The following is a 20,980-nucleotide window of genomic DNA, read 5'->3' as shown; positions in this document are numbered from 1 at the left end:
AGCGCTGAGAGCGGGTAGTACACCATGGGCTTGTCGTACACCGGGATCAGCTGCTTGCTGATCGCCAGCGTGGCCGGGTGCAGCCGCGTGCCGGAGCCCCCGGCCAGGATGATGCCTTTGCGTGCAGATGTCATAGGTCAGAGGTGGTGGTAATCGCGGTACCAGTCGGCAAAGCGCTGGATGCCCTGACGCAGCGGGGTGCCGGGGTTGAGCCCCGTCCAGGCCGCCAGGGCGCTGACGTCGGCCGAGGTGGCCACCACGTCGCCGGGCTGCATGGGCAGGTACTGCTTGACCGCCTCGCGGCCCAGCGCCGCCTCGATGGCGGCGATGAACTCGCCCAGCGGCAGCGGGTCCTGGTTGCCGATGTTGAAGATGCGGTAGGGCGCGTTCGACCGGCCCGGGTGCGGCGCGCCCGGGTCGTAGGCCTGGGCCGGAGTGGCCGGCCTGTCCAGCACCGCCACCACGCCGTCGACGATGTCGTCGATGTAGGTGAAGTCGCGCTGCATGCGGCCTTCGTTGAAGACCGGGATGGGCTCGCCCGCCAGGATCTTGCGGGTGAAGCTGAAGTAGGCCATGTCCGGCCGCCCCCAGGGCCCGTAGACCGTGAAGAAGCGCAGGCCGGTGGTGGGCAGGCGGTAGAGGTGGCTGTAGGTGTGGGCCATCAGCTCGTTGGCCTTCTTGGTGGCCGCGTACAGGCTCACCGGGTGGTCCACCGCATCCGCCTCGGAGAACGGCATCTTGGTGTTGCCACCGTAGACGCTGGAGCTGCTGGCATAGACCAGGTGCGCCACCGGGCACTGGCGACAGGCTTCCAGGATGTTCAGGAAGCCGCTGAGGTTGGCCTCGCCATAGGCATGCGGATGGGTGATGGAGTAGCGCACCCCGGCCTGCGCCGCCAGGTGCACCACGCGGTCGAAACGCTCGGCGGCAAACAGCGCCTCCACCCCGGCGCGGTCGGCCACGTCCAGGCGCTGGAAGCGAAAGCCCGGTTGCGGGCTCAGCCGGGCCAGCCGGGCCTGCTTGAGCGCCGGGTCGTAGTAGTCGTTGAGGTTGTCGATGCCGACCACCTCGTCGCCGCGCGCCAGCAGGCGCTCGGCCACATGCATGCCAATGAAGCCGGCCGCGCCGGTGATCAGGACTTTCATGGCCGGCCCCCGAAGGGCAAACGGCCGGCAGACAGGAGCAGACTCATGCGGACATTGTCGGCCAGTCGGCGACCGGACGGAAACCGCCTCAGTCCAGCGCCGTGCCCGGACGCACCCAGTGGCTGAGCTGGGGGTTGCCGCCGCGGTCTTCGATCACCCAGCCACCGGAGCGGGCCTCGAAGGCCTGGCGCTCGTAGTCGGCCCGCGCCTGCTTGAGCGGGTCCTGGAAGTCGAAGCCCCGGCTCTTGGACTCCAGGTGCACCAGGCTCAGCAGCGGGCTGTAGACGACGTGCCGGTCCGGGAAGCGCTGGCCGGCGCGCTGGCACCAGTCCACGTCGTTGAAGGTGACCGAGAGCTGGGCCTCGTCCATGCCGCCGGTGGCCGCGTAGGTGGCGGCCGTGCAGGCCAGGAAGGCGCCGGTGACCGCCGGCATGCGGCGGGTGAGCTGGGGGCCCAGCAGGCCCAGGCCATCGTCCACCGGCACGCCCACCGCGTCGTGGGCGACGAAGCGCTCCTGGCCGGTCAGCACGCCGGCATGCTGGATCGTCATGTCCTCGTAGAGCAGGCGCGCGCCCACGGCCAGCACGTCCTCACGCTCGAGCAGGCCGCGCAGGATGTCGTCCCATTGCCCGGTGAGCATGCGGGTGTCGTTGTTGAGCAGCAGCAGGTGATCACCGCGGGCCGCCTCGGCCATGCGGTTGTTCAGCCGGCTCCAGTTGAAGGGCTCGTCGATACGCAGCACGCGGAAGTCGCCGCGCGCCGCGCCCTCGGCCAGGTAGGCCAGGGTCTCGGGCTCGGTGCTGCCGTTGTCGGCCACGACGATGTCCAGCGCCCCCGGGTGCAGGGCCTGCTCGCGCAGGGTGTCGATGCAGTCGCGCAGCAGGCCCACCTGGTCGCGGGTGGGCAGCAGCACGCTGAGCACCGCCTCGGGCCGCTGCGGCGTCCAGCGCACGAGCGGCTTGGGCGAGGCGCCCAGCGGGTCCGTGACCCGCTGCCAGCGGCGTCCCTGCCAGGCGGCGGGCAGCCAGGGCCGCAGGGCCTCAGGGCCGGCCTGGGCGATCAGGCGCTGGACCGACTCGCCGGGGCCGTCGTCATCGCCTGCCTCGGCGCTGTCGGCCCGCAGCGCGGCGTCGTTGCGGCTCAACAGGAACTGCGGCACATGCACCAACGGCCCCTGCCCGGCCAGGGCCCAGACCAGCGCCTCCCGCGCCGCCGGGGCGCCCGACAGCCCCCCGGCCGCATCGCCCGCACCCAGGGCCGGCGCCACCGCCTGCAAGGCGGCAACCCGCACCGCCAGACTGCGGCCGACGACGTTGAGCTCCAGCATCGCTTCCGGATCGAAGGCGCGGCGCAGCAGGGGGCGCACATGGCGCTCCTCGCGCGCCGGCGCGCGCCCGCAGGCATGGCGCAGCGTGTCCTCGTCCCAGTAGAGGGCCGCGGCCTGGGGCGACTGGTGCGCGGCGTGCACCAGCCAGGGCAAGGCCATGGGGTCCAGGCGCTCGCCGGCTTCCAGCAGCAGCCACCAGGGGGCCAGGCCATCGTCGGGTGGCAGGTCGGCCCAGCCAGCCACACCCCGCACCCGGGAGTCGGCCGCGGCCATCAGGGCTGCGGCATCCGTCACCACCGGGGCCGCGCCCACGATCCAGGCCTGCCAATGCGGCCAGGGCTGGGCGCGCAGGGTGTCCACCGTGCAGCGGGCCGCGATCGGGTCGCCCGCGCAGGCATCGATCAGCACGCGAAACGCCACGCCCTCCGCCACCGCCGGCGGCGTCAGCACCCCGGCCCAGGCCCGTTCCTGCAGCCAGGGCGGCGGCGGCACCCGGTGGGTGCGCCGGTAGAGGTCGTAGTGGTCCAGCGGGAAGGCCGCATAGCGCAGCCCCTGCGGCACCATCGCCGCCAGCGCGTCGATGCGGCGCTGGATCTCCTCCAATTCCTTGGACAGCAGTTGGGCCACGCCCAGCTGGTCCAGGCGAGAGTTCTCGTAGCGGTAGGGACCGCCGACCGCCGTGCCACTGGCCGGCTCGACCAGTTGCAGGCTGAGCGCCTGGCCGGAGGGCCAGGCCTCGGGCCGCCAGGGCAGACGGAAGCCGCACAGGCCGTTGCCGCCGATGTGCTCGCGAATGTCGGGCCGCAGGCTGTGGGCCGAACCGCTGGCCACCAGGCGGCCGTGGCAGCGCACCTCCACCCGCAGCGTGGCGCGCTGGCCCGACAGGTCGGTCAGCCAGCCGGAGATGAACTCGTGGTTGGCGAATTCGATCTTGCCCTGCAGGTCCAGCGCGCCGGGCTGGGCGAAATGGGCCGCCACCTCGCTGAACAGCCCCGCATGGACGGCCTGCAGTTCCTGGCTCAGCCGGGGATGACCACAGACGCGGCGCAGCAGGGCCTCGGGCCGCACCCGGCCCACCGGTGCCGCCGCCGGCCAGCCCAGTCGCCGGTCCATCCACTGCCACAGGCGCAGCCGCTCCTCGTCGCTCAGATGGGCATGGGGCAGGTCACGGCGCTGGACCACCGGGGTCAGCACCTTGAGGGCCATCTCCTCGCTGCGCACCATCTCCAGCGCCATCTCGGCCAGGGACCGGCCGGCCGCGCGCTGGGCCACGCCGGGATCCGGCTCCCGACCCAGCAAGGCCCGGTAGAGCTGCAGCACATCGTCCTCGCTCAGGGCGTCCGTGGGCAGGGCGGGCCAGGTAGCGGGAGCATCGAAGGCGGATGAAGACATGGCGAAACCGTGGGCCTCGGGTGCGAGATCAACGCACCGTCTGCGGAAAGCGGGCAAGCCAGGCCCGGTAGGCCTGGGCGGAATGCTGGACCGCGCAGTGGTCGCGGATGTAGCGGGCCGCCCGCGTGCCCAGGGCCTCGCGCAGCTCGACATGGGTGAGCAGGGTGTCCAGCGTGGCGGCCAGCGCATCGGGCGAGCCCAGCTCCAGGGGCACCTTGAGCACCACATCGTCCGGGTATTCGCTGGAGGGGCCAAAGTTGTGCACCACCGCGGGCAGGCCCAGGGCCAGAGCCCGCACCAGGGTGCCCGAGCTCTCGCCCACCGTCGGGTGACGCAGGTTGATCAGCGCATCGGCGGCCACGATGTACTCGAAGAAGTCGGATTCGGGCGCGTAGCCGGTGACGGTGACCCAGTCCTCCAGGCCGTGGCGGCGGATGTGGGTGTCGATGTCGAAGCCGGCATTGCGTTCGCCGACGATGACGTAGCGGAACTGCCGCCCCCGCTGGCGCAGCTGGCCCAGGGCCCAGAGCGCGGCCTGGATCTGCTTGGGCGGCGTGATGAAGCCCAGCGAGAGGAAGAGGAAAGGCTCTGCCGGCAGGCCGCGGCGCTGGCGCGCCTGGGCGGGGGTCAGCCCCGCCACGCTGGCCACGGCGGGCGAGTAGTGGTGCGGCACCACGCAGGCCGAATCGCGCAGTTCGACGGGCAGCCGGTCGTGGATCCAGCGGTTGTGCACGATCACGCCGTGGGCCTGGCGCAGCAGGTGGCGGTTGAGCGGCAGGCTCAGTTTCTGAGCCTCGGAGAACACCCCCGCCCGGCGCAGCATGGCCAGGGTGTTGCCGGGCTCGCCGTACTCCTCCTGCAGCACCGCGCGGTAGCCCTCGGCATCGCCGCGCACCAGGGTGACATCCTCGACCAGGTAGTGCAGGTTGAAGTCGTGCTGCACCAGCAGGCCGGGCCGTTGGCGGAAAGCCTTGTAGACGAAGACATGGTCGGCGTTGTTGCCGATCTGGTAGACGTGCGGCTGCGCCCGCAGCGCCGGCTGGGCCTGCGACTCGGCCTGTGACTCGACCTGGTATTCGGCCAGCGACAGCACCCGCAGCGCGCCACCGCAGTCGGGCAGTTCGGCGGCCACCGCGGGGGTCAACCCTTCCTCGTTGACCACCGTCACCGGCCCGCCCTCGCACAGGGCCGGCAACAGCTCGGCCGTGTAGGCCGCGATGCCCGAGCGCCGCGGCGGCAGGGGCGAGAAGACGACCAGGGGCGGCGCGCTCACGGGGCCTCCGCGCGGGGGGGGACATCGCCCCGCACGGCCGCCAGGGCCAGGGACACCTGCTGCTGCGCGGCCAGGTCGGCCTGCACGGTCACCATCGCACTCACGTAGTCGGCCAGCTCGCGCTTGAGTTCCTCGGGCGTGCGCCCGGGCAGGTCGCCCACCCGCCCCTGTTCCAGGGCCTGCACCCGTTGGCCCAGGCGCAGCAGCTCGCGCTGCATCCAGGCGGGAGAGCCTTCGGCCGGCGGCGGCGCCTGCACCATGTCGGGCAGGGTCAGGCGTGCCCGCAGGTCGGCCAACTCGACCTGCAGGCTGTTGAGCCGGGACTCCAGCTGGGCCAGCTGGGCCATGCTGGTTTCGATGACGGTGCGCACGGCCTCGCCGATGCCCTCCAGGCTCACCCCCGAGAGCAGCGCCTGCAGTTCCAGCGACTGCCGGGCCAGCTGCGGCACGCGCAGGCGCTCGCAGGCCGTCAGGTAACGCAGCCGGGACTGCACCGGGTCGCTGAGGCGGGGAGCCTCGGTCTGCTCGGCCGGGAAGTCGTCCTCGAAGACCACGCCGGAGCGTTGGGCCGAGGCTGAGCGGGCGATCTCGCGCAGCAGCTCGAGCCGAGCCTGCGGGCGCTGGGACAGCTGCCAATGGTAGTGGGCAAAGCCGCCGACATCCGGCCACTGCCGCTGCAGGGCCAGGTAGGCGTTGATCACGAAGCCTTCGTCGTCGCCCTCCAGCAACTCGCTGGCGCGGACGGTCTGGGGCGCGGTGGGCAGGTGGGCGTCGGTCACAGGCTCAGGTCCGGTCGGTCGGCCAGGTCGGCCAGGTCGGCCAGGTCGGCCAGGTCGGCCAGGTCGGCCAGGTCGGCCAGGTCGGCCAGGAAGCGTTCGCGCAGCTGGCGTGTGTTGTCGTGGGTGGCCGAAAGCTGGGTCGGCAAGGCACTGAAGTCGACCCGCTCGGGATGGGCCGGCAGGCCCAGGAAGGCGGCGGCGCCGGCCAGGGTCTCCAGCGGTGCGGCCACCACGCTGTCGTAGTCCAGCGCCAGCAGGCGATCGGGCGGCAGCCCGGCCATGGCGTCGTCCAGCGCGCGGTCCTCGTCCAGGGTGCGTCGGTGGATCTCGCAGAGCTCCGCGAAATCGTAGGCCACATTCTCGAGCCGGCGCCGCCGCCCCTCGGCCAGCGCCCCCCGGGCATGCCAAACCCCGCTGTGTTTGGCGCTGTACTTGGACAGGGTCTGGGCCACCGGGTCGCGGCGCAGGCGGATGAAACGAAAGCCCTGCCCGGCCCAGCCCTGCAGGAAGCCGGCGGCCTGGTCCTGGCCCACGGCGTCGAACAGGAAGTGCGAGATCAGCTTGGTGCCGAAGACGCCCTCCACCGTCCCGTGGCGCTGGACCAGGTCAAAGGCGGCTTCGGTGGGCACGCCATGGCGCAGGGCATAGATCAGCGGCCAGCGCAGGTGCTCTCGGGCCGCGCCCAGCCCACCGGCTTCCAGCAGCTCGCACAGAAAGGTGCTGCCGGTGCGCGGCGTGCAGACCACCGCAAAGCGGTGCTGCGGCAGCGGCCGCGGCGCGTCCGGCGCGGGCCGCTTGCGATCGGCCACCAGCACGGGAATCAGGCGGGTCCAGCCATGCACCTCGAGATCCGGCCGCGCAGACCGCAGCTGGGTCAGCAGGCCGCCCTCGTCGTCGGGGTCATGGGCGAAGACCCGCTTCACGCCCGCCGGGATGTCTTCCACACGGCTGACGGCCAGGCAAGCCGGCGGTCCGGCCCGTTCCGCCAGCTCCTGCAGCAGGGCCGCCGGAGCCAGCAGGCAGGCCTGCGCACCACGGTGGGCCAGGAACTTGGCCAGGCCGCATTCGTCGCCTGCATCCAGAACGGTCTTCTTCATCACTGCGCCAGGTTGGTTCGGATCTCGCGGCCCGCCCACTGCGGACCGGGCATCAGCCCAGCGATGGCCGCTGGAAGCCATGTCGCTCGATCAGCAGCCACTCGCGTCGGGCGACATCGTCGAGGGCCTGCGCATCATAGTAGTGGCCGAAGGGATGTGGCCGCGAGGAGCGGTTGGTCGGGCGGGCCTGGCGCAGGGCCTCGCACTGCGCCGGCGTGAGGCTGCCGCCCAGGGCCTGCACGGTGGTGATGAGGTCCTCGGCCAGGGCATGCAGGCGGACCATGTGGGCCGGCCGGAAATGCCGCTGCGTCCACAGGCGCAGGCCTTCGGCGCTGTCGACCTCCTGGGCCAGGGTGGTCACGCCGTGGGTGAAGAGCTTCAGGTAGCGGTAGCTCATCATGCCGCAGCCCCAGCGGCCCAGGCCCGAGGCCTCGAAACCGGACTGCACGGTGGTGCGCATCTCCGGCAGGCAGACGGCCCGCAGCCACTCCCGGAAGCCCTCGGCGCTGCCGGTGTCGGCATACCAGACGTCGTGGGCCCGCTGCGGCGTGAGCTGATCAAGCCGCAGATCGCCGTGCTCGCGCTGGCGCGCCTGCAGCAGGGGCTGGCTGTGCTGCCAGTTCTGCGGGTCCACCAGGCGGGTGTAGAGGCTACCGCGCCGCTGGCAGCCGTAGGACCACAGGGACAGGTACCAGGACCAGGGATCGCGCACCGAGCCGATGATGACCCGCCCCGGCCCCAGCAGTTCGTCGCTGGGCTTGTTGTGCTTGCCTTCGCTGCGCCCACCCAGCAGCGCCTGCAGCTGCTGCTTGATGTGGGTGGAGCCGGTCTTCTGGAGTTCGACGAAGACGTAGTTGTCGCCGATCAGCACGCGTGCTCACCCTTCTTCATGCCCGACCCCGCTGCCCGGTTCAACTGGTCCGGCCGTAGGTGTCCTGGAAGCGGACGATGTCGTCCTCGCCCAGGTAGCTGCCGGACTGGACCTCGATGAGTTCCAGGTCCAGCTTGCCCGGGTTGGTCAGGCGGTGCACCTCACCGAGCGGGATGTAGGTGCTCTGGTTCTCGGTCAGCAGCACGGTCTTGTCGCCGCAGGTGACCTCGGCGGTGCCGCTGACCACGATCCAGTGCTCGGCGCGATGGTGGTGCATCTGCAGGCTCAGCGAGGCGCCAGGCCGGACCATGATGCGCTTGACCTGGAAGCGCCCGCCGTGGTCGATGCTGTCGTACCAGCCCCAGGGCCGGTGCACCTTGCGGTGCAGGGTGTGCTCGTTGCGGCCACCGGCGCTGAGCTGGGAAACGATGTGCTTGACGTCCTGGCTGCGGGCGCGGTCGGTCACCAGCACCGCGTCGGGCGTCTCCACCACGACCACATCACTCAGACCGACCACGCTGACCAGGCGGCTGGTGGCGTGCACCAGGGTGTCGCGGGCGTCCTGCAGCAGCACGTCGCCCTGGGTGACGTTGCCGGCCTCGTCCTTGGCGCCCACCTGCCAGACGGCATCCCAGGCGCCCAGGTCGTTCCAGCCGGCGGCCAGCGGCAGCACCCGGATGTCGAAGGCGCTGCCCGGGCATTTCTCGAGCACCGCATAGTCCACCGACTCGGAGGGCACGGCGGCAAAGGCCTCCTTGCCCGGGCGCACAAAGACGCCGTCCTGCTCGCGTGCGGCCCAGGCCGCGCGCACCGCGCTGGCGATGTCCGGCCGGAAGGCCTCCAGTGCGGCCAGCCAGACCGAGGCCCTGAGCACGAAGATGCCGCTGTTCCAGGTGTAGCCCCCTTCGACCAGGTAGCGCTCGGCGGTGGCGCGGTCGGGCTTCTCGACGAACTGGCGCACCTTGGCGACCTCGCCGGGTTCGGCCGCGGCGGCACGGATGTAGCCATAGCCGGTCTCGGGCCGGTCCGGGGTGATGCCCAGGATGACGATGGCCCCGTCCGCGGCCACCCGTGCGGCCTCGCACAGGGTGGCGATGAAGCCCACCTCGTCGGCCACGGTCTGGTCGGCGGGGGTGACCACCAACACCGGGTCCTCGCCGCCCTCCAGCGCCGCCAGGGCGGCCAGGGTCAGGGCCGGCGCGGTGTTGCGGCCCACCGGCTCCAGCAGCACGGCCGACGGCGTCTGCTTGAGCTCTCGCAGCTGTTCCAGCGCGAGGAAGCGGTGGTCGCCGTTGCCGACCACCAGCACGGGCCGGGCGACGATGTCCTCGGTGGACAGGCCGGCCAGACGGCGCGCGGCCTGCTGGAACAGGCTGTCGTCGCCCGACAGACTCAGGAACTGCTTGGGAAAGCCAGCGCGCGAGAGCGGCCACAGGCGGGTGCCGCTGCCACCGGCCATGATGACGGGCTGGACGGAAATCTGAAAAGTCGACATGGCAAGGTCCTTGAATCCGAAGCAGTGTACGGGAGCACCATGGCCCTGGTGTGGCCTCGCGTGCCCCCAGATGGAAGGAGATGCTGCAAGAAGCACACCCTGATGCAAACGGGCCAGCGCGCCGCCGTCGAAACATCCTTCCAACTGACGAAATTCCGCCTCGGGTCAGGGCAGCAAGGGCAAGGACAGCCTCTGCGACAGCCAGCCAGAGAAACGCTGCCGCTGCTGATCGAACTGCGTGTCCAGGGCCCTCCGGGTGGCCTCGGCCTGCGCCAGCCACCCCTCCAGAGCCTGGTTCGGGTGGACGCTCAAGGTCTGGCAGAGCAGTTCGGCCAGGGCCTCGGCCGACTCGGCCACGGGCAGGCGCCAGACTTCGCTCAGGCCCTGGATGCCTGCGGGGGTGGCCAGCACCGGCCGGCCAAACGACAGCGGCTCCACCGTCTTGATCTTCAGGCCGGTGCCGCCGACCATCGGATTGATCGCGATGTCGATGGCACCGTAGAAAGTCTGCAGCTCCTGCACAAAGCCCAGACGCACCACCCCCGGCTGCTCCGACAGATGGCGGCTGATGCCACCGGCCACCAGCAACTGCACCGGGGGGCGGTCGCTGCGGGCCTGCCAGGCCACCAGAAAGGCCCGCAGGCTGCGGATGTTCCAGTCGTTGCCACTGCCCAGGTAACCCAGCACCAGCGGCTCACCGGGGCGGCGGGGCGTGAAGTGCCCCACCTGGGGCTCCAGGTAAGGCAGGAACAGGATGTGGCGGTGGCCGCGCGCGGCCATGGCCCGCGCCTCGTCACGCTGGATGGCCAGCACCGCATCGGCCCAGCCGAAGGCCTCGTCTTCCTGCTGCAGGCTGGTGCTGAACCAGGCGGGCGCCAGACCGGCCTGCTGGTAGGCCAGGGCCCGGTCGGCAAAGATGTCGTGGCTGTCCAGCACCTTCAGCACGTCCGGCCCGAAATGCCGCAGCAGAGGGGCGTACCAGACGTAGTTGACGTGCACCACCTGGTAGCGGCGCAGGCGGTGCATCTCGGCGGCCACCGCATGCAGCTGCGGGTCGTACCAGTCCAGCAGACGGCAGACGTGGTTCGGGCCGATGCGCTTGGTCGCGCGCGACTCCAGGACGCGGACCATCGCGAAGCGCTTCTGCAGGCCACGCAGCAGACCGGGGTCCAAGCCTTCCTCGCAGTGGTAGAGGAGGTCGATGGAGAAACCCAGGGCCTCGTATAAGCGCACCAGTTGCAGGATGCGACGGGCATTGCCCTGATCCGCGGGCAGCAGCCGATTGAAGCTCACCAGCAGCACCCGGGGCGCGCGGGATGGTTCCAGCAGCGCCGTCATGCCGGCCACTCCCAGGCCTGGATGGCCAGTTCGCAGAAGTCCGGCTGCGGCAGGGCCCAGACGGGAACCGCGCCGTGCAGCAGCGCAGGCTGGTCCTCGGGCACGGCGGGCAGCGGGGCGTGCAGCTGCAGAGCCCCCTGCTTCCAGAGGCCGCGGGCCACCAGTGCCTGGCCACCCGGCAGGCACAGGGTCACGCCGTCCAGCCTGACCCGCACATTGGGCAGCAGGGCCCGCCAGCACAAGGGCCCCTCCCAGGGCCGGATCAGGCTGAAATTGCCGCGGCGATCGGCCAGCGCACGACCCCAGACCATGATGCGCTGCTGGGCCAGCTCGGCGCTTGCCACGGCGGCCTCGCGCCCAGGTAGCTGCAGACGCCAGCGGAGCTTCGGACCGAGCGAGCGGTGCAAAGGTGGACGCTGCGACCAGGCGGCCTCATTGACCCGGGCCCCCTGCGGGGTCCAAGGCAAGGGATGGGCGGCATGCGATGACAGGCCGCTGGACGCCAGGCAGCGCCACCCTGGGGGCGCCGGCAGTGCCCGCAGGCCCAGCGCCTGCACCGTGTCTTCGCAGGCCGACCAGCCGGCAGAGGACGCCCGCCCCCACAGCAGGGTCTGCCCGTCACCTTGGCGCCAGCCCTGGGGGGCCAGCAAGCTGGCCAGAGCCTGGGTGTCATCCGTGACGCCCAACACCCGCAGACTGGCACGCTGCAGCAATTCGTCGGCCTCGACCGCCTGGTCGGCCCGATCCAGGGCCAGACGAGGGCGCAGGGCCGGACGACAACCCGGCGGAGCATGGAAGTCGCGCCGGGGGTCCTCCGTCGGATGCAGCCAGAGCACCGTGGCCACGCTTTCCAGCAGTGGCCACCAACGGCGTTGCGCCTGGGCCAGCACCACCGTGGCAGGCACCCGCTGACGCCATTGAGCGGCCAACCAGGCGTCGAGCCAACGGGACAGGTCCCCGGCCACCGCCGGACCGTGGGACGGACTCATGGCCGCCCCCTCGTGTGACACAGATCCAGCCAGTCCCGCCAGGCCGGGTAGAGGGCCACAGGCGTCCGGCCCGCCTGGCGTTGTGCCTCGTCGGCCTGATGGGCTTGCCGATCCTCGGGCCCCCAGGGTGCGGCCCGGGCCACCTCCGCCATGGCCCGCGCCAGATCGTCCACCAGGCCCGGACCGACGTTCAGCGGCGTGACACGAGGCGAGGCGAACTCGGGGTAGGCGCCGATGTCCACCGTCACCACGCGCCCCCCGCCCAGGGCCGCACGGGGCAGGATGCCGGAGGATTCGCCATAGGTGGGATAGCGCAGCACGAAGCTCAGGTCGGCCCGTGCCAGCAGCGTGTCCAGGGCCGCTGCATCGAGATAGCCCGTGACCACCGGCCCCTCGCCCGCCGGCCACCAGACCGCGATGCGGGCGGACAGGTCGTACTCGGCCGGACGCTCCTCGCCAGCGAAGACCAGGCGCAGCTGGGGCGCGGTGGGCTGGACCTGGCGGTAGGCGGCCAGCACTTCGTAAAGCATCTTGTTGCCAGTCAGGAAACCCGGCACCAGCAGCAGCACGTTCTGCGGACCGATGCCCAGGCGGGCCAGCAGCGCCCGGGCTTCGGGCGCGTCGCGGGCCACCACCGGCGGCAACACGAAGTGCGGGATGCGCACCCATCCCGCGCGATCCGCTTCAGGAACGGCCCCGAGCAGGCGCCCCTGAGCGTAACGGGTGTGCACCAGCACCCCGGGGGCGTGGCGCAGCAATCGGGCCAGCATCAGACATTCCTGGTACATCATCCCAGGGGTGTGGTGCAGCGAACCGTCTCGGCGCAGGAAGGCCGGGGGCACCGTGTGGCCGTCCTCGGCCATCCAGCCCGACATCAGCGAGCCCATCCATCCCCGCTCGGTGGCCAGCTGGTGCAGATAGAACAGCGAAATGTCGTGCAGCACCACCGCCCCCGGGTAGGCCTGGAGATGGTCCAGCATGTACACGCAGTCGCCGTTGTTGCCCAGGTTGTAGAGGACCTGACCCTGAGCATCGGGTTGACGCGCCAGGAATTCGGCCTCGCCAATGACCGACCAGGGGGCGTCGGCGGGCCGCGCGCGGGCCACGGCTTCCTGCTGATCCGAAGCCACCACGACCGAGACATCGAAGTCGCGGCTCAGCCAAGGCAGGTACTCGACCATGTAGTCGGCCAGGCCATTGCGCTGGGGCGGCATCGGCGAGAAGACATGGAGTCGGCGCCTCAGGGCACCGCCGGGCGCCAAGCTCATGCCTGCGGATCCCCGGACAGCGCGGCCAGGCGGGCCTGGAACTCACGCTCCAGCTGCACGCGCTGCAGGCCCATCATGTCCGAGCACAGCCCCACCACCTCGGTCTTGAGCAGATCCAGCCGCGCAGGCGCCGTGTCGTCAGGCCGGGTCAGCAGGAGTTGCTTGAGAAACTGCAGCTCGGCCTCGAGGACTTTCAGGCGGTGCATGGACTCGCCCTCGGAGCCTGCTCCGAGCTGGATGGGATAGCAGGCCAGCGGCTGCCCCTCCAGACCCGTCAGGCACAGCCGGTTGGCACCATGGGTCAGTTGCTCGACGGGCAGCGGAATGGCGAATCGGTGTACGCCGTCTTCGGTGGATTCCGCCAGCCAGGGCACGGTTTGTGCGGGCCCATCGTTGACCGACAGTCGCAAGGCTGGCCGTCGCCCGAGGCCCAGGCGGTCCACCACCTCGCCCTGCAGCATGCCGCCCACCACGGCCCGAAAACGGACCTCGTAGAGGAGATCGACAGGGGCGCCTTCCGTGAGGGCGAGAACGGCCGCAGGCCCCGCCAGGGTCTCCTCCAGCAACACCTGGCCCTGGCTGTCCCGCAGCTGCAATGTCAGGGATGCGGCGAGATGAGCCGGCAGCAGGCGCCCCTGCGGAATGCGCAGGGCAAAAGCGCTTTGCTCGCGCGCAGGCACAGGCAGCCCACCCCAGGCATCACCCAGGGCAAAGACGGACTGGCTGGCGACGGCAGACGTCACGGGCACACCATCCAGGCAGAGCGTCACGCGCTCGTGCAGGACGCCCTCGTCAGCGGGCAGTGCAAAACCGACCACCTGCCCGCCCCCCCAGTCGATGCAGGCGGCCGCACGCGTCGGGGCATTCATGGTGTCTCCTCGAACACATCGCTCGCCCCGCCACCGGTATCGGTGTCGGTGTCGACCACCAGGGAGGCCTGAAGGCTGCGCAGAGAGATCGAGCCGCGGCCAGCCACGGTAAAGATGAGGTGCAGATCCATCGTCTTCAGCTGTGCAGGGTCGATCCACCCGAGGTCCAGACTGAGTTGCAGCGCCCCGGTGGCGTCCGGTGCAAGCTGCCTCGACTTGGGCTCCGCGCCGTCTTGGCGCCAGTTGCATTTGACCTGCAGGGACTGCGCGGGCGTGCAGGCGCAATCTCCCAGCACCATCAGCCGCATCCGCCCGGGCGAGACCGATCTCAGCAGGGATCGGAGATCAAACGCCAGGGACATCCAACCGCCGTCAAAGTCGGCGAAGTTGAGGTTGCAGGTGTAGCGGGCCATGTGGTCCTGCGACCGCGGGGCCTGCACGAGTTGCAGCATCCCATGGTGCTCACCGACATAGAAACTGGATCCCGGCCCCAGGGCCAGGCCACTGGCGGGCTGGGGCCACACCGGCACAGGCAAGGGCAGGGTCAGAAGTGCCGGCTCCCAGTGGGCGGCCTCGGCCTGAAGAGCGACCACCTCGCCCACCTGGCCCGCGACCAATGCGCAAAGCTCATCCACGGTTTGATTCAAACGCCGCTGCAAAGCGCGCAGGGTCAGCGTCAGTTCCTGCGCCTGGGCATGGCGCAGCGTTTCGGCGGAATCGGGCATGGCACTCCGAAGCAATAGGGTCCCGGCCCAGGCAGGGACCGTTCAGATTCGGCGATGATAGTCGGAGGAAGTAACAGAAAGAATACGTACTCCCTTGAAATGGGCTGCAGAGAACATCCATTTGATCTATCTCGGAGACAGGATGCCACGCATGGGAAAATCGCTCAGTCCAAACCCAGGCATTGGGGCGTATTTTCCCTGATCCCTTGACCGCAATTGGAGGCGGGGCCTGCCCAGTGCCAGGTCGGCGACAGCCCTGTCAGACCGTCCGGCTCCCACGGCCTCCATGGGCAGAGCCGAGGCGTATTCGCTCCCGAGCCCCGCCTGTGAGGCGTCATCCCTGCGAGCGATGGCAGCGGGTGGCGGCATCCAGCAGGGACTGGCTGCCTTGGTAGTGGGTCGACAGATCCGGGCTCCACAGACTGCCGCGGCTTTCTGCCAGCAGGGCCAGGTACTTGCGGTATTCCTCCGCCCCATTGAAGTGCTGCTTGCGCGCGATTTCCTCCTGCACCTTGCGCTGGAAGCCCGCGTGGTACTTGAAATGGGCGAATACCACCGGCTGAGGCGACACTCTCAAATTCGAAGCATAGTGCAATCCCTGGGAAAGCCGAACCCAGGGCGCATATCGGAAAACCGCAACTTTCTGCGAGGTGTAGAGATTGGGGGCTGAATCCGGGATCAGCCGATGACGCAGCGCACTGAGGTAGGTCGGACCGTTGGAATAATTCCCGGCCCCGAGTTTCCATGACACCAGCGGCTGACTGTCGAAGCAGGGCGCCAACTCGAAAGGGGTTCCGGGCGCCGCCGTGAAATCGGCCGATGACAGATCCCCTTGCGGGTACATGTCCACCATGAGGGTCATGGCCGCGTCATGCCCCTGGGCATCCAGCTCGGACAGCCAGTCGAGGATGGGACGGTGCTCGCAATCCCCGTACACCAACAGTTCGTCAATGTCGGCCAGCACCACCCAGCGCCCCAGGGCATGCGCCCCCAGCACGGCCTGCTGCCAAGCCACCCCATATTGGGAATATCGGTATTCGGTATCGGCCGAATACAGCACGACATCGGGCTGCGCCAGCAGATATTCGCGTGTGCCGTCGTCCGACAGGTTGTCCACCAGCACGAAATGGCGAACGCCCATCCTGCGATAGTGCGACAGGAAATGGGGCATCAGAATCATTTCGTTACGAGCAACGGCCACCACGATCACCGGCGCATTCACCAGCGCGGCCACGCTTTCAGGCGAGCTCAGAAGCTCGAGCTGGTTGGTTCCCGCAACACCACCCAGCACGGGCTCGCCCACCGTCGGCCACAGGCGGGCCGGACGCAGTGCTGTCCGATCGAGCCCCGCCTCGACGGTGGCCATGGCAGCCGACTCGTCCAGGTGTGTGACCCAGACGGAACTGGAGCGCCCGGGATAGAAGGTGTTCTGATAGGCGTTGACCGGCGCGGAACCTGCTCCGAACCGCCTGCGCACCAGCGTCTCGTACCCCTCGGCGCTGAGATGGAAGCCGCAGGCGCTGAGCAGATCGCCCACCAGCTTGTCTTCCATGAAGGAGGACAGCAGCAACCGAGCACCATCGGGCGAATGGACACGGCGCCCCAGGAGTTCCAGCGCCGCGCGGGACACGAAGTAGCCCGAGCCGCCGTCGGAATAGATGGAAGGCTCGGGTGACTTGTCGAGCGCACTGGCCGCCCTGGGCGTGGCCGAGCGGTTCTGATGCCAGCGGCGATCCGTGGCCCCGACCGTGCGCTGCAGCGGGCGCCCCATGTAGTGGTGGCAGCGGTGCAGCGAGCGCGCCTGGAAGCTCTCGACATGCAGGTGGCAATCGTCATCGATCTTGTAGAGGTAGGCGAAGTCACTGTGCCGGCGTACCCAGTCGAGCAGCGCCAGGGTCTTCTGGGGCAGTTGCTCGTAGGTGTCCGCCACCGGCAAGGCGAGAACATCGCCCGCCACACCGGCAGGCGCCAGACCATCGCCATCCCCCACCAGCACCACCCAGGGGATCCCGGCGGCGGTCAGGGTCTGGCCCCAGCTGTCCCGGATGGCCTGAACGCGGGTGGTCAGGTTGGCGCGGCAGGAATAGACCACCACCAGGGTGTCCTGCATCCAGCAGGGACTGCGCAGCCTCAGTTGCTCCGGCTCGGGCAGTCTGGCGGCGGCCTGCGCCTCCTCGGGCAGGCAGTTCAGCCATTCGGCCAGCAGGCCAGACCAGCCCCGCTGGGCCGGCCAGCGCTGCTGCAGCCGCCCGACCAGGGTCATGGCGTTCCACAAGGGCGCGACCAGGGGATCGCCTTGGGCCCGCTGCTGCCATGCACGCACCCACAGACCACGCAGTTCGGCCAGCTCGCCAAATGGCACCGCGCCGTCCCCTGTCGGGGCATGCTCGGCCATGAGCGCCAGGCGCACCGTGGCGAAGTAGGTGCCCAGGAAATGGCAGGACCATTCGTTGAAGCGCCGGCAGTCCGCCAACGTCGGCAGGGCGGCCAGATTCCAGCGCTCGGCGGACTGGCTCGCCTCCCTCAGACGCTGCCAGATCGACCAGCTCTGCTCGGTGAACGATCCCAATGCCACGCCGCTGGCCCCACGCACGGTGGCGCTCAGCGCATCGGAGGGCAGATCGGCCTGCTCGGGGGTCAGTGGGTGGGCCGCCAGACGCAAGACGTCCGAGGCGGCCAGACCGCTGAGCTCGCCAAACTGGCGTTCCAAGTGGGCGGCATCCCCATCAGACCTCAGCATGCACTGGGCCAGCACGATTTCACGCGTCGCCCGCCAGGCATCGGGATGCCAGCGACTTTGCCCAGGACGAAGCTGGGCCAGGGCCAGATCCAGATCCCCCCGCGTGGGGAAGCGATCCAGGGTGGCCGGCTTGAGCCGGCGCTGCAGCTGGTTCATGCCCCGCCGCGCGGCGATCAGCCTCCCCGGCAAGGGCACGCCCGATGGCCAGCGGCTGTCCAGCCCCCCCCAGAAGGCCGGCACCAAGCCATAGTGCCGGTCAGCCTTGTCCAGGAGATCCCGCCGAAGTTCGTCCGGCAAGGAGGGCAGCATGAGGAGCAGCGACACCTGGGCATCCACCAGATGGGCATCGTGCGAGCGGCCCCAGGCATCGGAAGCGACCCGGTCCAGCAAGCCGACCAGCGCACGCACCAGAGGCAGTCCGCCATCATCCTCCAGCAAGAGATGGCGCTCTGAATAGCGCAACAGATCGCGGCAGGCCTGTCCAACGCACTCGGTGTTGAGCCAGCCCGGCACCTCGCCCAAGCGCCGCACCACGTCGCTGGCCCAGCGGAAATCACCCGCAGCCACACACTCGGGCAGGAACAGCGACACCGACCAAGCCTGTGTGGTCGAGGCCTGCTCGCGCAGAAGTGGAAGATCCAGCCAGGGCCGCAGCAGCCCATAGCGGTGCTGACCACAGAAGAAGGGAATCACGGCATGCAGGAAGCGCTGGCAGGTCTCGTCACCCAGGCTCAGCGCGTCAAGGGTCTCCTGCAAGGCCTGCACCGGATCGACCTGCGCCTGCAGACGGGTATTGAAGTCGGCCAGCGCCCGCCAAACCGTCACCTGTCCGATGTCGGGGCCTGCGGGCAACCCTTGCATCTCCTGCTGCAGATCGGCAGGGGGCAGCAGGGTGGCCACGCCGAATCGCTCGGCCGCTTCCCACACAAAGCGTCGCAGCGGCGGTGACAACTTCGAGAGCCAACCCGCCTGGGCCAGGTGCTCAATCACCGCCAACAGCCGGTACTGATGCAGCTGCTCCGCCGCCTTGCCCTGGGAAGCCAGGCTGAACGATTGGAAATGCAGGCTCTCCAGCTCCGCCAACAGGATGCCACGGTCCAGCCGCAGCGGCACGGCCGTCTGCAACGGCTGACCATTGACCGCGACCTGGAGATCGACCTCCCCACCTTCGGGCACATCGGCCCAGATCTGCACCGGCAGCTCCAGTTCGAAGCCCGCGAACGGCCCGGCGTCGCTCACCGCCTGATGGACATCCTCGCGGGACACGCGGACGACCGCGGCGTCCACATGCGCCCGCCCCTTCTGCAGAGTGATGCGCTCCTGTCTTCCGCCCGACAGGCAAGCCCATCCGCGCAGCAGCAACCCATCACGCGCCTCCACCAGCCCCTTCACATGCTCGGCCGCGGCCTGTGCCTCCACAGAGGTGCTCTCCCACTCGGAAGGCAACACATGCGCGAGATCAGCCGCCTGCGCATGGGCCATCCATCCCTTGCGCGCTGACGGAGGCACATCTGCGCCCAATGCAGACAGCAACTGCTGAAGTCGGCCCCGGTCCCAAATCATGTCGGGCTGGCTCGCCAGGGGCAGCCCCTTCACCCGGACGGAAAGCTGGCCACGCCCATCCCGCGGGATGTGCTGCCACATCGCTGCGGGGATCTCCAGCAAGAATCCCAATTCCAACCGATCGGTCTGCAAGGCCTGCCGGACATCCTCGCGCTCGGTACGCCATCGCACAGCCTCGAGAGGAACGTCGTCCAACCAGAGCGCAATGTCTTCGTCCTCACCAGAGGCACTCCTCGCCCACCCCCGCAGGGTCAGGCCTTCCAATGCCTCCACGTGCCCTTGCACCGAAGTCGACACGCCATCTCCATGACTGGCCCTTTTGGCGCCCCACATCGCTCTCACTCGACGCAAACTCATTCCAGACTTTCCAATGCAGACGAGCTCAGAGACCGAAGGCCACCTTGGCCGCAATCGCGATCTGGTAGAGGATCTGCGTGATGCCACGCGTGACCTCGATGTTCTTCGAATCGATCTTCGGCAAGATCATGATCTCGTCACCCGGTTGCGGCGAAGACCCCGGCTCGGCCACCGTGCCGTTGGGGTGCAGCACGATCTCCTTGGACGTGTCGGCCGACTGTGTATAGCCGCCGGCCATGGCCACGTAGTCGGCCACCGATGCCCCAGGCTTGAAGACCAGGGCATTGGGGAACAGGACTTCCCCACTGAGCAGCACGGTGTTCTGCTTCTCCGGCACCACCACGACGTCGCCATCCTCCAGCAGCATCTGGTCGGCTTGCTCCTTGCTGGTCAGCACCACCTGCCCCAGGGGCTGGACCTGCTGGGCCTTGTTCACGAAGGACATCATCAGATCGGCCTCCTGCTTGCGCAGGGCCGCCTCCTCGGCCGTGGCCGAGCGGGCGGTCAGCGCCGCCGTCTCCAGGTTGCGCAGCGACAGGTCCAGCGAACGCTTCTGCCTGTCCTGGACGGACTTGCGATAGAGCTGAATTCCCGCCAGATCCGCCTCAGGCGAGGGGTTCAGTCGCGCCACCAGATCTTTCAGACGCGCCCCGTTGGGCATCACCAGCGCCCGCTCTCCCAGTTGAGCTCCGTCGATGCGCACCAAGAGGGTGGTGGGGTACTTGTCGGCGGTGAAAGTGACCAGGTCGCCGTTGTGGATCGTCACACTGCCCAGCTGCGACAGCGGGTGGTATTCGCTCTTGAGCTCCACGCCCGTGTTGCGCACCACGCTCACATGGGTGGCTGTGGGCTTGGGCTGCGCCAGCTGAACCAGCTCTGTCGCCGGCACATCGGCCGCGGACAGCTCGAACAGGTAGGTGTTCTGGGCTTCGCCCTGGACAGTGACCGCATATTGCCGGGGTCGCACCACCACCGTGTCGCCATCGTGGAACTGCAGACGCTCCAGCTTGCCTTCAAGCAGAAACTGATAGAGGTTGAGCACCGCACGCGGCTTGCCACCGCGCAGAACTTCGACGTTCAGGTAGCTGCCGCGGTCCGGATCGATGCCGCCGGCACGGTCCAGAAAACCCAGCACGGAATCGGAAGACAGGCCGCCATACAGGCCTGGCGCGCGCACATAGCCGGTCACGAACACCTTGACCGGCTGGGCCGATTCCAGCGTCGCGTAGACGCCCACGTTGGCCTTGAAGGTGCGCTTGACCTGCTCATCCACCCGCTGGTTGAGCTCGTCGTTGCGCACGCCTCGGACCTGGATGGGACCGGCGTTGGGCACGAAGATGTTGCCCTGGGCGTCCACCACCTGCACGGCCTCGTAGTTCAGGGCACCCCACATGCGCAGCGTGATCCGGTCGCCACTGGCCACCTGGTAGTCCGGGTTGAATCCCGAGAGACCCTGGCTGGCAAAACGGCCGCTGAAGATCTGCGATCCGAAGACCACCGGCTTGGCGCCGATCACCTGCATGCCCGGCAAGGCCGGCAGGGCCTGCGGCGGCGGTGCGGGAACCAGGGACGCGTCGCCGGGGAGCACCGTCGAAGCCGTCCCCACCCCCAAAGGCAGGCCCAGGATCTGCCCCAGGGACGGGGTCTGCGGTTTGCTGGCATCCGTGGAGGGGTCGGCCGCATGCCCCGAGGTCAGGACCGACAGGAGCAGAAAACTCGATGCGAGCGTGCGAAGGAAGCGTGGCAGCATGG

The 20,980-nt window shown here is 69.3% G+C and carries 15 protein-coding genes; all 15 read right to left on the bottom strand.

The genetic code is table 11. The features are described 5' to 3' along the window. Window positions 1–134, bottom strand: a 134-nt coding sequence (locus M0L44_RS19870) for a sugar phosphate nucleotidyltransferase (RefSeq protein WP_252771927.1), incomplete at its 3' end; no start/stop codon positions are given. Window positions 135–137: 3 nt separating this feature from the next. Further along, a complete protein-coding gene (locus M0L44_RS19865; protein ID WP_252771923.1) occupies window positions 138–1,145 on the bottom strand; it encodes an NAD-dependent epimerase in 1,008 nt (335 codons plus the stop codon). Window positions 1,146–1,233: 88 nt separating this feature from the next. Next, window positions 1,234–3,864: a glycosyltransferase gene (locus M0L44_RS19860; protein ID WP_252771922.1), complete on the bottom strand. Its 2,631-nt coding sequence runs from the start codon at window positions 3,862–3,864 to the stop codon at window positions 1,234–1,236. A gap of 28 nt (window positions 3,865–3,892) precedes the next feature. Next, the gene (locus M0L44_RS22245; protein WP_252771921.1) at window positions 3,893–5,137 is read right to left on the bottom strand and encodes a glycosyltransferase family 4 protein; all 1,245 of its coding nucleotides are present in this window, start codon (window positions 5,135–5,137) and stop codon (window positions 3,893–3,895) included. Continuing rightward, window positions 5,134–5,916, bottom strand: a complete 783-nt coding sequence (locus M0L44_RS19850; RefSeq protein WP_252771920.1) for a hypothetical protein — start codon at window positions 5,914–5,916, stop codon at window positions 5,134–5,136. The genes M0L44_RS22245 and M0L44_RS19850 overlap by 4 nt, the downstream gene beginning before the upstream one ends. Beyond that, window positions 5,913–7,013 (bottom strand): Stf0 family sulfotransferase, encoded by a 1,101-nt coding sequence (locus M0L44_RS19845; protein WP_252771919.1) that lies wholly within the window; start codon window positions 7,011–7,013, stop codon window positions 5,913–5,915. The genes M0L44_RS19850 and M0L44_RS19845 overlap by 4 nt, the downstream gene beginning before the upstream one ends. 52 nt (window positions 7,014–7,065) lie before the next feature. Next, window positions 7,066–7,884, bottom strand: a complete 819-nt coding sequence (locus tag M0L44_RS19840) for a hypothetical protein (RefSeq protein ID WP_252771918.1) — start codon at window positions 7,882–7,884, stop codon at window positions 7,066–7,068. 40 nt (window positions 7,885–7,924) lie between these two features. Then, the gene (locus M0L44_RS19835; RefSeq protein WP_252771917.1) at window positions 7,925–9,379 is read right to left on the bottom strand and encodes a mannose-1-phosphate guanylyltransferase/mannose-6-phosphate isomerase; all 1,455 of its coding nucleotides are present in this window, start codon (window positions 9,377–9,379) and stop codon (window positions 7,925–7,927) included. 165 nt (window positions 9,380–9,544) lie between these two features. Further along, window positions 9,545–10,717 (bottom strand): glycosyltransferase, encoded by a 1,173-nt coding sequence (locus M0L44_RS19830; protein WP_252771916.1) that lies wholly within the window; start codon window positions 10,715–10,717, stop codon window positions 9,545–9,547. Next, entirely contained in the window at window positions 10,714–11,706 is a 993-nt protein-coding gene (locus M0L44_RS19825; protein WP_252771915.1) for a hypothetical protein, read from the bottom strand. Before M0L44_RS19825 ends, M0L44_RS19830 begins: the two co-directional genes overlap by 4 nt. Beyond that, the gene (locus M0L44_RS19820; RefSeq protein WP_252771914.1) at window positions 11,703–12,974 is read right to left on the bottom strand and encodes a glycosyltransferase family protein; all 1,272 of its coding nucleotides are present in this window, start codon (window positions 12,972–12,974) and stop codon (window positions 11,703–11,705) included. Before M0L44_RS19820 ends, M0L44_RS19825 begins: the two co-directional genes overlap by 4 nt. Then, the gene (locus M0L44_RS19815; RefSeq protein ID WP_252771913.1) at window positions 12,971–13,843 is read right to left on the bottom strand and encodes a hypothetical protein; all 873 of its coding nucleotides are present in this window, start codon (window positions 13,841–13,843) and stop codon (window positions 12,971–12,973) included. The genes M0L44_RS19820 and M0L44_RS19815 overlap by 4 nt, the downstream gene beginning before the upstream one ends. Next, a complete protein-coding gene (locus M0L44_RS19810) occupies window positions 13,840–14,568 on the bottom strand; it encodes a hypothetical protein (protein WP_252771912.1) in 729 nt (242 codons plus the stop codon). Before M0L44_RS19810 ends, M0L44_RS19815 begins: the two co-directional genes overlap by 4 nt. A 334-nt stretch (window positions 14,569–14,902) precedes the next feature. Further along, on the bottom strand, window positions 14,903–19,315 hold the full coding sequence (locus M0L44_RS22240; RefSeq protein ID WP_252771911.1) for a glycosyltransferase family protein: 4,413 nt from the start codon (window positions 19,313–19,315) through the stop codon (window positions 14,903–14,905). Then, entirely contained in the window at window positions 19,254–20,978 is a 1,725-nt protein-coding gene (locus M0L44_RS19800) for a polysaccharide biosynthesis/export family protein (RefSeq protein WP_252771910.1), read from the bottom strand. Before M0L44_RS19800 ends, M0L44_RS22240 begins: the two co-directional genes overlap by 62 nt. Window positions 20,979–20,980 lie beyond the last annotated feature (2 nt).

Origin of the sequence: Ideonella oryzae, assembly GCF_024055665.1 — a bacterium.
In the GTDB taxonomy this organism is placed as follows: Bacteria; Pseudomonadota; Gammaproteobacteria; order Burkholderiales; family Burkholderiaceae_C; genus Ideonella; species Ideonella oryzae.
This window is presented reverse-complemented; position numbering and strand designations above follow the sequence as displayed.

Coding starts and splice junctions, on each gene's coding strand:
- M0L44_RS19800 (WP_252771910.1), bottom strand. CDS start 20,978: ATGCTGCCACGCTTCCTTCGCACGCTCGCATCGAGTTTTCTGCTCCTG.
- M0L44_RS19845 (WP_252771919.1), bottom strand. CDS start 7,013: ATGAAGAAGACCGTTCTGGATGCAGGCGACGAATGCGGCCTGGCCAAG.
- M0L44_RS19820 (WP_252771914.1), bottom strand. CDS start 12,974: ATGAGCTTGGCGCCCGGCGGTGCCCTGAGGCGCCGACTCCATGTCTTC.
- M0L44_RS19860 (WP_252771922.1), bottom strand. CDS start 3,864: ATGTCTTCATCCGCCTTCGATGCTCCCGCTACCTGGCCCGCCCTGCCC.
- M0L44_RS19815 (WP_252771913.1), bottom strand. CDS start 13,843: ATGAATGCCCCGACGCGTGCGGCCGCCTGCATCGACTGGGGGGGCGGG.
- M0L44_RS19835 (WP_252771917.1), bottom strand. CDS start 9,379: ATGTCGACTTTTCAGATTTCCGTCCAGCCCGTCATCATGGCCGGTGGC.
- M0L44_RS19865 (WP_252771923.1), bottom strand. CDS start 1,145: ATGAAAGTCCTGATCACCGGCGCGGCCGGCTTCATTGGCATGCATGTG.
- M0L44_RS19830 (WP_252771916.1), bottom strand. CDS start 10,717: ATGACGGCGCTGCTGGAACCATCCCGCGCGCCCCGGGTGCTGCTGGTG.
- M0L44_RS19810 (WP_252771912.1), bottom strand. CDS start 14,568: ATGCCCGATTCCGCCGAAACGCTGCGCCATGCCCAGGCGCAGGAACTG.
- M0L44_RS19825 (WP_252771915.1), bottom strand. CDS start 11,706: ATGAGTCCGTCCCACGGTCCGGCGGTGGCCGGGGACCTGTCCCGTTGG.